Annotated in this window: 15 protein-coding genes; 6 read left to right on the top strand and 9 right to left on the bottom strand. The window is 45.4% G+C overall.

The genetic code is table 11. The features are described 5' to 3' along the window. Positions 1–140: 140 nt before the first annotated feature. The 4 genes from NYP67_RS02520 to NYP67_RS02505 all read right to left on the bottom strand — a co-directional run bounded on the left by NYP67_RS02520 (position 141) and on the right by NYP67_RS02505 (position 5,870). Entirely contained in the window at positions 141–1,793 is a 1,653-nt protein-coding gene (locus tag NYP67_RS02520) for a hypothetical protein (RefSeq protein WP_473411147.1), read from the bottom strand. Positions 1,794–1,807: 14 nt separating this feature from the next. Continuing rightward, on the bottom strand, positions 1,808–2,671 hold the full coding sequence (locus NYP67_RS02515) for an ABC transporter ATP-binding protein (RefSeq protein WP_115757342.1): 864 nt from the start codon (positions 2,669–2,671) through the stop codon (positions 1,808–1,810). A gap of 335 nt (positions 2,672–3,006) precedes the next feature. Then, the gene (locus NYP67_RS02510; protein WP_116689731.1) at positions 3,007–4,233 is read right to left on the bottom strand and encodes a glycosyltransferase family 2 protein; all 1,227 of its coding nucleotides are present in this window, start codon (positions 4,231–4,233) and stop codon (positions 3,007–3,009) included. Continuing rightward, positions 4,230–5,870 carry an AI-2E family transporter gene (locus tag NYP67_RS02505; RefSeq protein WP_473411146.1) on the bottom strand — a complete coding sequence of 547 codons (1,641 nt, stop codon included), beginning with the start codon at positions 5,868–5,870 and terminating at the stop codon, positions 4,230–4,232. Before NYP67_RS02505 ends, NYP67_RS02510 begins: the two co-directional genes overlap by 4 nt. A 123-nt stretch (positions 5,871–5,993) precedes the next feature. On the opposite strand from NYP67_RS02505, the gene glnA reads away from it, so the two are divergent. Further along, positions 5,994–7,430 carry a type I glutamate--ammonia ligase gene (gene glnA, locus NYP67_RS02500; protein WP_004112221.1) on the top strand — a complete coding sequence of 479 codons (1,437 nt, stop codon included), beginning with the start codon at positions 5,994–5,996 and terminating at the stop codon, positions 7,428–7,430. A 69-nt stretch (positions 7,431–7,499) separates the two neighbouring features. On the opposite strand, the gene NYP67_RS02495 is transcribed toward glnA, so the two are convergent. The 5 genes from NYP67_RS02495 to infC all read right to left on the bottom strand — a co-directional run bounded on the left by NYP67_RS02495 (position 7,500) and on the right by infC (position 11,462). Then, a complete protein-coding gene (locus NYP67_RS02495) occupies positions 7,500–8,153 on the bottom strand; it encodes a peptide deformylase (protein WP_004130015.1) in 654 nt (217 codons plus the stop codon). A gap of 274 nt (positions 8,154–8,427) precedes the next feature. After that, positions 8,428–9,840 (bottom strand): phosphoglucosamine mutase, encoded by a 1,413-nt coding sequence (gene glmM / locus NYP67_RS02490; RefSeq protein ID WP_004132710.1) that lies wholly within the window; start codon positions 9,838–9,840, stop codon positions 8,428–8,430. A gap of 242 nt (positions 9,841–10,082) precedes the next feature. Further along, positions 10,083–10,466, bottom strand: coding sequence for a 50S ribosomal protein L20 (gene rplT / locus NYP67_RS02485; protein ID WP_004114536.1), 384 nt, complete (start codon positions 10,464–10,466; stop codon positions 10,083–10,085). A gap of 53 nt (positions 10,467–10,519) precedes the next feature. Further along, positions 10,520–10,714 carry a 50S ribosomal protein L35 gene (gene rpmI / locus NYP67_RS02480; RefSeq protein WP_004112988.1) on the bottom strand — a complete coding sequence of 65 codons (195 nt, stop codon included), beginning with the start codon at positions 10,712–10,714 and terminating at the stop codon, positions 10,520–10,522. After that, positions 10,695–11,462, bottom strand: a complete 768-nt coding sequence (gene infC, locus NYP67_RS02475; RefSeq protein ID WP_016636400.1) for a translation initiation factor IF-3 — start codon at positions 11,460–11,462, stop codon at positions 10,695–10,697. The genes rpmI and infC overlap by 20 nt, the downstream gene beginning before the upstream one ends. Before the next feature lie 255 nt (positions 11,463–11,717). On the opposite strand from infC, the gene NYP67_RS02470 reads away from it, so the two are divergent. The 5 genes from NYP67_RS02470 to NYP67_RS02450 all read left to right on the top strand — a co-directional run bounded on the left by NYP67_RS02470 (position 11,718) and on the right by NYP67_RS02450 (position 15,453). Then, positions 11,718–12,455 (top strand): thiamine diphosphokinase, encoded by a 738-nt coding sequence (locus NYP67_RS02470; protein ID WP_115761743.1) that lies wholly within the window; start codon positions 11,718–11,720, stop codon positions 12,453–12,455. A 198-nt stretch (positions 12,456–12,653) separates the two neighbouring features. Continuing rightward, positions 12,654–13,709 (top strand): type I glyceraldehyde-3-phosphate dehydrogenase, encoded by a 1,056-nt coding sequence (gap, locus tag NYP67_RS02465; RefSeq protein WP_016636398.1) that lies wholly within the window; start codon positions 12,654–12,656, stop codon positions 13,707–13,709. A gap of 95 nt (positions 13,710–13,804) precedes the next feature. After that, the gene (gene ybaK / locus NYP67_RS02460) at positions 13,805–14,305 is read left to right on the top strand and encodes a Cys-tRNA(Pro) deacylase (RefSeq protein ID WP_004130002.1); all 501 of its coding nucleotides are present in this window, start codon (positions 13,805–13,807) and stop codon (positions 14,303–14,305) included. 69 nt (positions 14,306–14,374) lie between these two features. Then, positions 14,375–14,449, top strand: a complete 75-nt coding sequence (locus NYP67_RS02455) for a 50S ribosomal protein bL37 (protein ID WP_369803150.1) — start codon at positions 14,375–14,377, stop codon at positions 14,447–14,449. 233 nt (positions 14,450–14,682) lie between these two features. Next, entirely contained in the window at positions 14,683–15,453 is a 771-nt protein-coding gene (locus NYP67_RS02450; RefSeq protein WP_115761742.1) for an exonuclease domain-containing protein, read from the top strand. The last annotated feature ends 9 nt before the right edge of the window (positions 15,454–15,462 follow it).

Raw genomic sequence — 15,462 nt, 5'->3', positions numbered from 1 at the left:
GCGCACGCCGCCTGTTTTACCGATTAATTGCAACTCTGTATAACTATACAAGCCATGTAGACTATATAAGAACTACATAAAGTCTACATAAGCTATACGCTTGCACACATAAATCGCAGATCTTACGTGCGCATTAATACTCAAGCAGTAATCGACGCAAATCTGCGCAAGTTTTCTACAATACGAATCATGCGCTTATCCATTACTTTGCCACCAATAATTACGCCAACAGCCAACACAATTGCGCCGTTCACTACGAACAGAATGCATGCAATCCACAGCAGTTGCGGCGCAAGAATAATAAACGCAATCACAGCCGCAACCGAAGGAATCATGCAAACTACAGAAAGAAGCATAAAGCCGATAGCTGCAAAACTTCGCCCGCCAGCAGAACCTTGCGGCCTAGAAAATGGCTTTTCGATTGACGATACAGGGTACATTGCAATGCACGAAGAAATTAAGCCAATGCCTATGGTCGCAAAAGCTACTCCAATTGGAGAAAGAGTTTGGAACATAACTGCATTCATATTTTGCTGAACATTTGCTACAAAGAAAAGGAAAGCGTAAACCCCTATTCCAAGAATTGCAAAGTACACAGCGCAAATCACGGACCAAACTATTGCGTGCGCTAAACGATCGTGCAAACCTTTTACGCCAATAATCGCGTGCATAGTAAAAGGTGTTCCATCGTATGCAATATTGTTTCCAACAACCATTCCCATAAGCGTCGCAGCATATATCATCCATCCAGAAACGCCTATGTCCTGTGCTATAGAACCAAATCCTTTAGCGTTAAAACTAGTTCCTCCTGCAACTACCAGCATAAAAAGCGGCGCAATAAGCAAAAATAGTTGACGCATATCTCTTCTCATAACGCTAATAATTCGCGCAATAATCGCACCAACTGTGTTGTCTGGAACTGCTGCAAACAAGCCGATTCCCTTAGTTTTAACAACTGTTTTTTGCTCACCACGAAGCAACTTCGGCTCTAATTTTGCACAAAATACAGAGATTGCAAAGCAAGCAGCAATCGTTACAACGCAAATAAGGAAGCGAATAACAAGCGCAAGCCAATTGCCATTAATGGCGTCAAGAGGCAAAGCCATAGCCACACTTAACGGCGTAAAAGCGGAAACAGCGCAGAAACTTGAGCCAAGCACAATTCCGCTTGGATTTTTGTTACCAATATTCACAGTGGCAACAAAAATCATGTACGCTACGAAAATAGCAAAGTAAAAAATGTTTCTTGAATGCTTGTTTATTAAAATAGTATCCAAAAGCTCAATAAGCATTTTGCTTAAAGACACGATTGTTGCAACATAAAGCGGAGCCGCGATTACGCTTACTAAAACTGGCACAATTCCAAAGTTTCGGTACGCTAAAGACCACAAAGCAAGCGCGATTGTGCAGCTTACTGAAAGCGCTCCAAAAAGAGAGCCAAGAAGCATGCCAGCTTGCTGCTTTACGTAAGGAATGCCGTAAAGCGCAAAACTACGCGATTTTAGTGTTGTGTCGCTGCCAAACATAAACACGTTTATAAACAGCGTAAAAATTGACACAATCGACGCAACCATTATTGGAGCCAATTGGAATTCCTGCCAATTTTTAGTATCTGCAAGCATTCCTGGATTAATGTACTTGCCAGTTTCCCAGCCCGCAAAACCAAGAGCGCATATAAGCGCAAGTCCAAAAACAATTGCTATAGCAAAGCCAATTTTTTGCCAAATTGACTTTCGCATAACAGAAAAAGTAAGCGCCCAGCGAAGGCGAACCATGGTAAAAATCATAGACATTACGGTTCTCCTTTTTAAGCGTTGAAATTGGTGGAAGATGCAGGATCGTTATCAGATTTACCGCCATTAAGCCAGTCGATGCGTGCAGCAGCGTGACGTCCGCCAACAAGCTCCATAAAGCGATCTTCAAGATTCTTGCCTTGAGCAACTTCTTCAAGAGAGCCAGCAGCCGCAACATGACCTTCGTTAATGATTGCCACGTGCGAGCACATTTTTTCAACCAATTCCATAACGTGCGAAGAAATAATCACCGTTCCGCCAGTAGAAACATACTCGGCGAGAATATCCTTCAAATTTGCGCTAGAAACAGGATCCACTGCCTCAAAAGGCTCGTCCAACACAAGCACGCGAGGGCTGTGAATCATAGCTGTTGCAAGGCAAATCTTCTTAGTCATACCAGTTGAATAGTCCGAAACCATAGTATTTGCAGCTTCTGTTAAGTCGAAAGCAGAAAGCAAGTCGTTCGCGCGCTTTACGGATTCCGCGCGACTCATATCGCGAAGCATGCCAGCGTAAGTTAAAAGCTGAAGGCCAGTAATCGTCTTAAAAATCTCATCTGCTTGTGGCATTAAACCAATTGCGCGCTTAGCGCTATTTACGTCACTCCAAACATCGTTGCCAAAAATCGAAGCCGATCCAGCATCTGGCATAAGCAAGCCCGTAAGCATTTTAATCGTAGTAGTTTTGCCAGCACCATTAGGGCCTACTAATCCATAGAAGGATCCTGCTGGAATATCTAGCGAAAGATTATCTACAGCAACTTTCTTGCCAAAAGTCTTAACAAATCCGCGAATAGAAACAGCTGGAACATCTGCACTACTATCACTCGAATCGCTCGAATAAGTGTTTGCACCAAAAACTGGAACAGAATCCACCATATAAACCTCGCAACATACAGATAAACGCACGTATTGCGCCACATTAATTGCGCAATCGCACGTTTACACCAAGGCTTTCATTATCTCATATCTTGCGTATAAACACACTACGAGATTACATAAATTACACCTAGTAAGGTGGAGATTCGAGATTTTTTGCGGCGAATCGACGACTTCGAGCTGCATAATGCGCGAGAAGTCACCTCGATTCGCTGAGCCGCTTAGAGCAGAAGCACTGCTTCTGCGCGGCGAAGGCGTGAGCGCGCTGTAACGCGCGAGCGTAGAAACACCCAGCCCTCCTACAACAGCAAGCAAGGAAAACCGCTCGCTCCGATTTACCGACCCGTGTGATGAATCGGCTTCCACTCGCTCTTAGAGAACACAGCTTGGAAAGCAATCGGCACGTACGAAAGCATAAAAATCGGGAAGCTAAGCGCGTACGCAAAAAGCTCTTTGTTAGTAGCCCCAAGCTTATCGTGTTCTACAAGAATAGTAAGCGAAACAAACACCATCATACCCAAAACGCTTGTAACAGTAGTGGTTATAAAGCTAAGCGTTGAATCAATCTGACTTGCCCACGTAACAAATCCAAATGCTGCAAAGATAAATCCGAGTATAAGGCGAATAATCGCAAGCACCATAAACGGGCAAAGCATAAGCGTAAAATCAACCGACGAAAAATCGCGTTCGCGGATTCCGTGGCGTATAAGAGCCGCTCCGTAATATCGAAACACTTGCAAGAAGCCCTTACTCCAGCGCAGCCTTTGCCTCCAGCTTTGCCTAAACGAAACAGGCTGCTCGTCGTAAAGAACCGCCGACCCGCAATAGCCCACTTTGTCGCCGTGCAAAATCGAGTCCATTGTAAACTCAAGATCTTCGGTAAGCAGGTGGAACTTCCACCCACGATTTCTGTGCATAATCTCGCGCGAAAACATAAATCCCGTTCCACCTGCGTGGCAGCTAGACCCAAAAAGCATGCGCGAATTGTTAGTAAATCGCGATTCGCGTATAAACCACAATGCAGACCCAGAAGACACCCAATTATCCGATAGGTTAACAGAATTTCTGTAGCTTGTTAAAATCTGATACCCAGCGTGGAATCCCTTGTTCATCTCTTCAAAATAGTGCAAATCCAGCTTATTGTCTGCGTCAAAAACAAAGTACGCGTCGTAATCTTTGTCTTTTCCAAGCTCCATTATGTGGTCCAAAAGGTAGCTAAGCGCGTAACCTTTGCCAATATGCTGCTTATCGAATCGCTCTATAACATTGCAACCGTACTTTCGCCCAACTTGCGCCGTGCTGTCTGTGCAATTGTCGGCAACTAGCCAAATATCTATTAGCTGTTGGTTATAAGTTTGATGCTGTATGCACTCTATAAGATTCCCGATTACAGCTTCCTCGTTTCGCGCAGATATTAAAACCGCGTAATGCTTGTCCATTGGCGCTGGAGGGAAAACCACTGGCTTTGCAATAAGCGACGCCACTGCGCAAACGCCTTGGTAAATAACGCTGCTCACGCCGATTATGATTACTAAAACGTCGAAAATAGACAAAAGAATCATTTATTCCACCCGCTTCGTGGATTTGTGTTTGTGTTCGATTTTTTGTTTTTACTTTCGCTTGGAATTGTAGCAGATTTATTTGCTTTCGACTTATCTTGCGACTCATCTTTAGCATTCGCATGCAACCCGTCGGCTGCTTGCGATTCGCGATCCGCTTGCCCACTATCCAAATCCGCATTTTCCGCGCGTTTCTTAGCAATATCGCGATTAACTGCATCTAGAACATCGCGCGAAATCGCCATAGTAGCAATATATCCAGAATCTTCTTGAGAATTTTGACTTTCATTAGAATCACTAGAAGAAAGGCTAGAATCACTAGAAGAAACATAAGCTTGCTTATACCAATACATAATGTCTTCATTAATCGAAACTCTAGAAGACGAGCCTTTCATAACTCGAAGAACCTTGTCTTTAACAGGCTTTACAAAACTATTGCCAATCGCTTCAACACTCGTAACCATAATCGACTTGCGATTAGGCTTTGGATCGTTCATTAATGGAGAATCAACAAGCTTGTACTGCTTTGTGCAAACCTTAAGAATAGCTTGCAAGCTGGCAGTAACAGGAAGCGCCAAAAATGCTCCAAGCGCCCCAAAAACAGCACCCATTACCAACACCGACAAAAATGCTACAGCAGGATTTAGGTCCATTGTTTTTTCGGAAATCTTAGGAGAAATCACCATGTTTTCAATCTGCTGATAGATGGTAACAAAAACAAGAACAGCCAATGCCGCTGCAAAACCGTTGGAACCCCAAGCAAATACGATTGGCAAAGCTCCGCCCAAATACGTACCAATTGTAGGCACAAATTGCGAAACTATTCCACAAAACAGCGCAAGCGGAAGCCAATACGGAACTTTCATAAATATTAGGAAAATCGCAGTACCCGTTGCATTAATCGCAGCCAAAATTGTGCGCGAGAATAAGAAGCTCGATATTTGCTCTTGAACAACCGACCATATAAACAAAAATCGCCTTTGAGACTTAGGATTCAGCAAGCGGCACACGCTTCTACGCATTGCAGGACCTGCAGCCGAAATATAATAAGTAACCATCAAAATGGTAAGCAAATCAAGCAAAGCGGCCATCAAACCCCAGGTGGTGTTAAGTGCAAAACCGCCAAAATCCACAACCCACGATGTTTGAATGTTGCGCAAAATCTCCATTCCAAGCTGCTCGATATTTGGCATCTTAAATCCAGTGGAATTTAACACAAAATGCGCAAATTGGTTGTATAAATCAGGTAAACCAAGAACCATGGAAACAGCTTGTTGCACAAAAAGATTGCCAAAAAGAACAAGCAGCAAAATAATAACCGCAAGCAGCCCAACCAAGCTTGCCAAAGACGCAAAAGCCCTACTCCAACCGTGTTTTATAAGGCGCACAACAAGTGGCTCTATTGCCAACGCTATAAAAATGGAGATTACAACGTCGAAAACTATAAAAGCTATACTTCCCCACGCAAACCAAACAAAAATCGCAACAAACGCGGCGATTACCGCATACATAAGCGCGCGACTTAGCCAATCAGGAGGCCTTCGATTATCTCCCTTAGCTGGAAAAATCGAAGCTAAGTCGATTTTTGCGCTTGTGCCGTTGCTATCCATACGGCTTTCGTGGTTTTCTTTATTTGTCATAAATTCCATTGTACTTTACAAAGCGTGTAACACAATCGTAACCAGATAGTCGAGTCGCTGAAATACAAAATCATATATAACAATCTAAACTATTTACTGAGATTTTTATGAAAGGATCGTGGCATGACCACTTTGCAAACTAAAGAAGATGCCGAGGCTTTGATTAAGCAAGAAGGCATTGAGTACGTATCTGTTCGATTTACTGATTTGATTGGTGTTCAGCAGCATTTTACTGTGCCTGCAAGCGAGTTCTTAAACAGCGCATTTACAGATGGAATGGCCTTCGACGGCTCTTCTATGCAAGGATTCCAGGCTATTAACGAGTCCGATATGAAGCTTATTCCAGACGTAGACACCGCTTACATTGACCCATTCCGCAAGCACAAGACTTTGAACGTTGCTTTTTCGATTGTGGATCCTGTAACAGACGAGCCTTATTCTAGGGATCCTCGCCAAGTGGCAATTAAAGCCGAAGCCTACTTAAAGGCCACTGGCATTGCCGATACCGCAAGCTTTGCTCCAGAAGCCGAGTTCTTTATTTTCGACAAGGTGCGTTTTGCAAACGATATGCAGCGTTCCTTCTACGAGGTGGATTCCAACGAGGCTCCATGGAATTCTGGCATAGACACCGAAGACGATGGCAGCAACAACATTGGTTTTAAGAATCGCGTAAAGCACGGCTACTTCCCTGTTCCACCTGTTGATCACAATCAAGACTTGCGCGACGACATGGTTTACAATTTGCAAAAGGTTGGTTTGATTCTTGAGCGCTCTCACCACGAGGTTGGCGGCGCAGGCCAGCAGGAGATTAACTACCGTTACAATACGCTTGTCCACGCTGGCGACGACTTGATGAAGTACAAGTACGTTGTTCACGAGACTGCTGCTTTGGCTGGCAAAGCTGCAACGTTTATGCCAAAGCCAATTGCTGGAGATAACGGCACAGGCATGCATTGCCATCAATCGCTTTGGAAAGATGGCAAGCCATTGTTCTATGCGGAAACTGGTTATGCTCAGCTTTCCGATATTGCGCGTTGGTACATTGGCGGTCTTATTAAGCACGCGTCTTCTGTGCTCGCTTTTACAAATCCTTCGCTTAACTCTTATCACCGCTTGGTTCCAGGCTACGAAGCTCCAGTCAACTTGGTTTACTCTGCTCGTAACCGTTCTGCAGCTATTCGTATTCCTCTTGCTGGCGAGGCTCCTTCTGCTAAGCGTATTGAATTCCGCGCGCCAGATCCTTCGTGCAACCCATTCTTGGCGTTCTCTGCTCAGCTTATGGCTGGCTTAGACGGCATTATGAACCACATTGAGCCTCCTGCTCCTGTTGATAAGGATTTGTACGAGCTTCCTCCAGAAGAGCACGACGGCATTAAGCAGGTTCCTTCTTCGCTTGGTGAAGCTTTGCAGGCTTTGGAAGAAGATCACGACTTCCTTATGCAAGGAGATGTGTTTACTAGCGACTTGATTGAGACTTGGCTTAATCTAAAGCACGAAGAGATGGATATGGCTCGTTTGGCTCCAACGCCACTTGAGTATGAGCTTTACTTCCACATCTGATATTTGTGATTAATAAAATCCCCCGCAAGAAAACTTGTGGGGGATTTTATTTTGCATTCGTCTTTTATTTTAAATCGCAAAGCCTAGTGTTCTAGCAGCGTTTACAGGAACTGCCTCATCTGCCCAATAATCCTCAAGGTTTTCGTCGCTAGAAAGCGAGCGCATTTCTGCGCGATCAATGTAAAGCTCACCGCGTAAATGATCCGTCTCGTGCTGGAAGATTCGCGCTGGCCAACCGTGCAAGCGCTGCGAATGCTGCTTTCCATCCTCGTCTTGCCAAGTGGCTTGAATATCTAGCCAGCGCTGACGAACAGCTTGATACCCTGCAACACTTAAGCAGCCCTCATAGAAGCTGCGCGTTTGCGTGCCAATTGGCTCATAATGCGGATTAATAATCGCCCTAAATGGCAATTCCGCAATATCTCTAGGGTCGTCTTCGTCGTCTCTAACGTGATCTTCTACAACCGCAATCGCTAAGCCAAGACCGATTTGCGGAGCGGCCAAACCAACTCCTGGAGCGTCTAGCATAGTGCTGTGCATAAGCGAAATAAGCTTGTTAAGCGTTGCGCGCGTAAGCTGACCATCGTAAGCAACCGTGCGCTGCCTTAAAACAGGCTCCCCTGCTTGAACAATCGACAAAACGCCATCTTCTGTAGCGGAATCCAAAAGGCGCTCTACTGCGCGGCTAAGCTTAGTGTCGACACTTGCGTGATGCGTAAACATAGGACTCCTTTACAAGGCGATTCTACAAAACTTCTAACTCTATAAATCTAAATTTGACTATTGCTAATGGCATATATGTTAACAACAATACCAAAAGAGCTAGTATATCAAGATTATCCGCTTTTTGTAGTTCTAGACGGCGTGTTGAGCTACAAAAAGCGGAAAACCACTCCGCACTTTGTACCATATTTGACCCAAATCACGTACAAAAAGCGGGAAAAACTGACGCATTTTGTACCAAATTTGAGCCAAATCACGTACAAAGTCGGTAAAACTACAACTTAAGATTATCCGTTACAACTTGTGCAAGTCGCGCGCAAACCTCATCTGCTTGCTCTTGCGTTGCAGCTTCGCACATAACGCGCACAAGTGGCTCCGTTCCGCTTGGTCTAAGAAGAACGCGACCCGTGTCTCCCAAAAGCGCACTTTCCTTCTCTACAGCATTAAGAACAGCAGCATTTGTCTTAGCAGCCATCTTATCTACATTCGGCACATTTACCAGGCATTGCGGAAGCTGCGGGAAGTCGGCAGCCATTTGCGAAAGCTTCTTGCCTTCACGCACAACTTCGCGGCACAACGTAAGCGCTGTAAGAGTGCCATCTCCCGTGGTTGCAAACTCGCGATTAATCACATGACCCGACTGCTCGCCACCAAGAGAATAATCGCCTCTAAGCATCTCTTCTAGAACGTAGCGGTCTCCAACGCTTGTTTGAACAGTAGAGATGCCCATGTCTTTTAGCGCAAGCTTTAATCCAAGATTGCTCATTACAGTAACAACAAGCGTATTGTGATTCAGCTTGCCTTCGGCCTTCTTAGAACGCGCAAGAATGCCCATGATTTGGTCGCCATTAACCATGTTTCCGTTCTCGTCTACAGCCAGGCAGCGATCCGCATCTCCGTCGAAAGCTACTCCTAAATCGGCCTTAGACGCCTTAACCATGGCTTGCAACTGCTCGGGATGCGTGGAACCCGCGTGATCGTTAATGTTGTATCCATCTGGAGAAGCGTTAATAACAATCACTTCTGCGCCAGCTCTGCGCAATGCTTCTGGAGCTACTACAGATGTTGCGCCATTTGCGCAATCTGCCACTACTCTAAGACCTGCAAGAGGCTTAGGACGAGTAGAAGACTCACTGCTTAAAGGCGCTACAGAAGAAACAAGATGATCAATGTAAAGATTCGTAGCTGTAGTGGTATCGTGACTGATTCGCCCAACACCGCTGCCCGTAGGACGCTGCCAATCCTTGCCTAAAACTGCTTCAATCTCGTCCTCTTTACTGTCTGGAAGCTTAAAACCGCCACGCGCAAAGAACTTGATTCCATTATCTGGCATTGGATTATGCGAAGCAGATATTACTGCACCCATCTCTACGTTTAGCACAGAAGTTAAAAAGGCCACGCCAGGAGTTGGGATTATGCCAGCGTCTATAACGTCAAATCCGCCTGCACTCATGCCTGCTGCCAAAGCGGACGCTAGAAAATCGCCAGAAACGCGAGTATCGCGACCAACCAGCGCCCTTCTCCTAGCGTGCATCTTTTTCCCTGTATCTTCGCTATTTGAATCGCTGCTATGCGTTGCCTCTCCTAAAACACGAACGGCAGCATCGCCTAAATCTAACGCTAATTGTGCGGTCAAATCGCGATTTGCTAATCCCCTAACACCATCGGTACCGAACATATTTGGCATAATCAGACTCTTTCAATTAGATTTCAAAAAACACACTGTGTTCCATTTTACTCTGCAATGCGCTAGACGCGCCACACTAGCAAACTACGACTTAAGCACTTAATAATTAAACACAAAACCAGGTTACGAGCATAATATATGCACAAAAACAATTAAGCCCGCCTAAAAAGACGGACTTAATATTTAATGCTATTTAATGCTTAAAGTGATTAAATCACTCAAATAAAGCCAATAAACTAAAATCAGGCTTCTACTGGAGCATTAACATCTGCAGGCAAAGCAGCCTTAGCAGCTTCGACGATTGCCTTAAAGGTCTCGACGTCGCTAACAGCAAGCTCGGCCAAAGCGCGGCGATCCAATTCGATGCCAGCTAAGCGCAAGCCCTGAATAAAGCGGTTGTAGGTGATTCCTTCTGCGCGAACAGCAGCGTTAATGCGCTGAATCCACAACTTGCGGAAGTCGCCCTTGCGAGCCTTGCGGTCGCGGAAGTTATAAGTAAATGAGTGAAGCAGCTGTTCCTTTGCCTTGCGATAAAGGCGGGAACGCTGACCGCGATAACCCGAAGCCCTATCAAGAACAACGCGACGCTTCTTGTGAGCATTAACTGCGCGTTTTACTCGTGCCATAAGTATTCCTCAGCTTTCTTAAAAATTTTAATTGCGTCTTTGTTTTACTGCACTTACTTAGCCAGCAAGCCCTTTAAATTCTTGCTCTGTGCTGTAGCTAAAACCTTATCTGCAGACAAAGCACGACGCTTACGAGCAGACTTATGCTCCAAGTTGTGGCGCATTGCGCTTCCATCGTGCATTACCTTACCAGTGCCGGTGAGGCGAACGCGCTTGGACGCTGCGGAATTAGTTTTCATCTTCGGCATTGCTGCCCTCCTTATGATTCTGATCAGATTCTACAGAAGCTTTTGCGGACACATCGGCCGCTGCCTGAGCTCCTTGCTTTGCCGCAAGTCGTGCTGCTTGACGAGCTTGACGCTCTGCGCGCGATTCAGCGCCTCTACGACGCTGCTCAGACTGAGTATGAATCTTTTTACCCTTAGGCGCGAGAGTCATTATTATGTTACGACCCTCCTGCTTAGGGGCAAACTCCACGGTTCCACTTTCGGAAACCTCATCTGCAAGCCTACGCAATAACTCAACTCCGCCTACAGGCCTCGACTGTTCGCGGCCGCGCAGCATAATGGTGACTTTTACTTTGTCTCCACCATTTAGGAATCGAAGAACATGACCCTTCTTAACGTCGAAATCGTGATCGTCAATCTTGAGTCGGAAACGAATTTCCTTAATCTCGGCCGTACTTTGATTACGACGCGCTTCACGAGCCTTAATCTTCTCGTTGTACTTGTACTTACCGTAGTCAATAAGCTTGGCTACAGGAGGCTTAGCAGTAGGCGCAACCTCTACAAGATCGAGGTTTGCTTCCTTTGCTAGGTTCAACGCTACCGAGGTCGCAATAACACCCACCTGCTCGCCTTTCGGACCGATAAGGCGTACTTGTGAGACGCGAATCTCTTCGTTAATGCGTGGTTCGTCGCTAATGATGACTCCAATCCTTGTTAAAACAGTGGAACAGCGCACCAAAAGGTCAAAGATAAATTCAAGTTCAAACATCAATCAAATGCGCTTAAGAATAGCGCTATAGCAAGCATATTGCTACGTGACCGAAGTCATGAACCCGAAACCCTTTAGGCTTCCAGGTGGGATATACCACTTTCTTGATTACTCAAGCCAAATATTCATTCTACTTGAAGCCTTGACAATAATCAACCATGCTCAAAAATACTAAACAAGTCGCATTAAATCTCAACAAGCCGCAACAAAACACGCGATATAATCGCAATTCCGCGCGCGCGATATTATATGACTATGGAGCCTTTGAAGCGCTGCGTTGTTTTAGCAGCTGGAGATTATTACGACCATACGCGCGAACACGTTCCTGATCGCGCTTTAACTATTGCAGCCGATGGTGGCTGGGATCATGCGTGCAGACTTGGTTTACACGTTGATGCTCTAATTGGCGACTTTGACTCCGTGCGATTAAAACTCCCAACAGACGCTGCGATTACGCGACTTCCTGCCGAAAAAGATGACCCTGATTTGCTTTCTGCTCTTAAAGTTGGCTGGTCTAAAGGCTCTAGAGAATTCCATATTTTTGGCGGCTTAGGCGGCCGCGTTGATCACACGATTTCCAACATTCAACTTATGGTTCGACTTGCAGTTAGAGGCGGAATTGGATTCTTGTATGGAGACGGCACGATTGTTACAGCAATTCACAACGGTTCCCTTGACTTTCCTGCGTCAGGCGGCCCCGAAGGCCGAATGGTTTCTGTGTTCTCACACACGCCTGTTTCTAGCGATGTAAACGAGATTGGTCTTAAATATCAACTTCAGCACGAAACTATGTATGGCGATGCCGTTCAAGGCCTAAGCAACGAATTACTAAACGACACTCCTGCGCATATTGACGTTCACGAAGGCACTCTTGTAATCACATTCCCTATAGACGCTCCACTGCCGCAAGTTAGCTGGTTTAAGCGACCAGTTGGCGATTTGGGAGATATAAACACCAGTGTTTCAAGCGCTCTAGCTGTTTCACCAAAGTAGTGCGAATAATCGCAAATGCGCGATGCAACAAGGCAAAATGTTGCACAAGTGTAATACAAAATGATGCACTAACGTAGTACATACCGCACATTAAAATAAACATGTTAGTTTAAATAACGAAGACCAAAAACGTATTGTTAAAAATCGCGAAAAATCGCAAAAACCGTGCGTTAAGGTTTCACTCAAGGGAGATCCCACATGACAGTCAAGATTGGTATTAACGGCTTTGGACGTATCGGCCGTTTGGCATTCCGTCGTATTTTTGAGCTTCAAGCTCGTGGCGGTCAAGCTGGCGATATTGAAGTCGCAGCCATCAACGATCTGACCACTCCTTCAATGCTTGCTTACTTGCTTAAGTACGACAGCACTCATGGCACTTTCCGCCACGACGATGGCACCCCAGTTGAGGTGACTTCCACCGAAGACGCAATCGTGGTAGATGGCAAGACTTACAAGGTTTACGCCGAAAAAGACGCAAACAACATTCCATGGGTTAAGAACGATGGTGTTGAGTTCGTGCTCGAGTGCACTGGTTTCTACACTTCTGCAGAAAAGTCCCAGGCTCACTTGAACGCTGGAGCTAAGAAGGTTCTTATCTCTGCTCCTGCTAAAGACGAAACCACCCCAACCGTTGTGTTTGGTGTAAACCAAGAGATCTTAAAGCCAACCGACAACATTGTGTCTGCTGGCTCTTGCACCACCAACTCCATGGCTGCAATGGTTAAGCTTTTGCAAGATAATTGGGGCATTAAGTCTGGCTTTATGACCACTATCCACGCTTACACTGGCACCCAGATGATTCTCGACGGCCCACGCGGCTCCAAGCCACGCAACAACCGTTCTGCTGCTTGCAACACAATCGAGCACTCCACTGGTGCTGCTAAGGCAATCGGCAAGGTTGTTCCAGAAGTTAATGGCAAGCTTCAGGGTCATGCTCAGCGTATTCAGGTTCCAGATGGATCCGTTACCGAGTTGACTACTGTTCTCGAGAAGCCAGCAACCACCGAAGAAATCAACGAAGCCTTTAAGAAGGCATTCGAAAACTGCGATTACTTTGGCTACAACGCCGATAGCATTGTGTCTTCCGACATTATTGGCGATACCCACGGTGGCGTTTTCGATCCAACTCAGACCGACGTTAACACTGTTGACGGCGTAACCTTGGCTCGTACCGTTACCTTCTACGACAACGAATACGGCTTTACCGCTAACATGATTCGCACATTGCTTTACTTCGCTGAGATTGCTGAGTAAAATTAGCGAAACAAATAAAGCTAAATAAAGCTACAAACCCCTTGCGGTGACTCATCGCAGGGGGTTTTCGCAACGCATTGCACACGGGGGTAAAAATGGGCAAAAAACATGCTGCAACAGGCAAAGCAACGCCAGCAATCGCACAACTAGAAAACGCTGGAATCACATTCCGCGTTGTTGACTACGAGCACGATGCAGATCACATGGATGACGGCTACGGCATGGAAGCAGCGCAAAAATTAGGCGTAAACGCAGAGCAAGTTTGCAAAACGCTTATGGTAGACACAGGCGAAAAGCGCGTAGTCGGCATTGTGCCAGTAAACGCTCGATTAAGCATGAAGGCGATTGCGAGCGCAGTAAATGCCAAAAAAGCCAGCATGACAAGCCCAGACGTAGCTCAACGAGAAAGTGGATATGTTGTTGGCGGAATCAGCCCATTTGGTCAGCGCACTCATCACGAAACTGTGTTGGACGCTAGCGTTATGCACTTTGACGAGATTCTTGTTTCTGGAGGAAAACGCGGACTAGACGTTGTTCTAAATCCAAACGATTTGGTTAGCTTGCTTAACGCAACTGTTGCAAATATTCTAGCTTAAAGCTAGCAAACGTCGTGGCAACGTGCGATAATCCGTAAGGTTGTTCATTTTAATCGTTAGGAGTTTATTATGGGTATGCGTGGACGTAAGCGCAAGGCTCGCCGCAAAAAGGCAGCAAATCACGGCAAAAGGCCAAATGCTTAATGCAAATGCTTAATGCAAATGCTTAATGCAAATGCTTAATGCAAATGCTTAATGCAAATGCTTAATGCAAATGCTTAATGCAAATGCTTAATACGTTTGATTTGCGTATAAATTTGTAACTAAAAGCCCACGGATTTATTACCGTGGGTTTTTTGTTTACGCGATTTTTAATCAAACAACCAAACGACTCAAAAACGCACGCAAGGGTCTTCGCTGCATTCTAGGATTATTGCATGGCAAAGAACATAGATGAGTTGCTAGAAGCACTAGAAAAAGCACCGCAGCAAGATAAAAACACAGCATTGTGCAAATCAATGCTGCTTGGCTTCGACACAGAAACAACGGGCGCAATTATTGGCAGTGATTCAATATGCTCCGCAACGCTCGTTTTTAGAGACCCAGCGCGTGGACGTAACAATGACGTTATTGCAACGTGGCTTGTAAACCCGCATAAGCAAATCAACCCTAAAGCAAGCGAAGTAAACGGCTTTACAAACGAGTTTTTGCAAGAAAACGGAGGCGATCCAACTCAAGAAATCGAATTGCTTGGAAGAGCCATTAGCCTTGCACAAAGCAAGAACATTCCACTTCTTGCATACAATGCGCCTTTTGACGTTAAAATGCTAAACCATGATTTGCAAAGATGGAGTCTTGACTCTTTGCAAAATCGCCCAAAAAGCACAATTAATGGCGGCGAGATGCTTATTGTAGACCCGCTTGTTATAGATAGAGCCATTTCTAAGCGAACTGGCAAACGCACACTTACATACACAACGCAGTTTTATGGAATAGAGCCAATTGGCAATTTTCACGATGCTACAGCAGATACAGTTGCTGCAGTTGATTTGATTGAGCCTATAAGCGAGTTGCACGAAAATGTTGCAAATCTTAAGTTATGCGAGATTATGGTTTGGCAGCGAGACGCTTACGCAAAGTGGAAGTTAAGCTTTGATAGCTGGCTTAAGTCTAAAGGAAGACCAGTTAGCGAAGGAAGTTGGCTGTAATTAATGGCG

It is taken from the genome of Gardnerella sp. c23Ub_4 (assembly GCF_055804115.1).
This window is presented reverse-complemented; position numbering and strand designations above follow the sequence as displayed.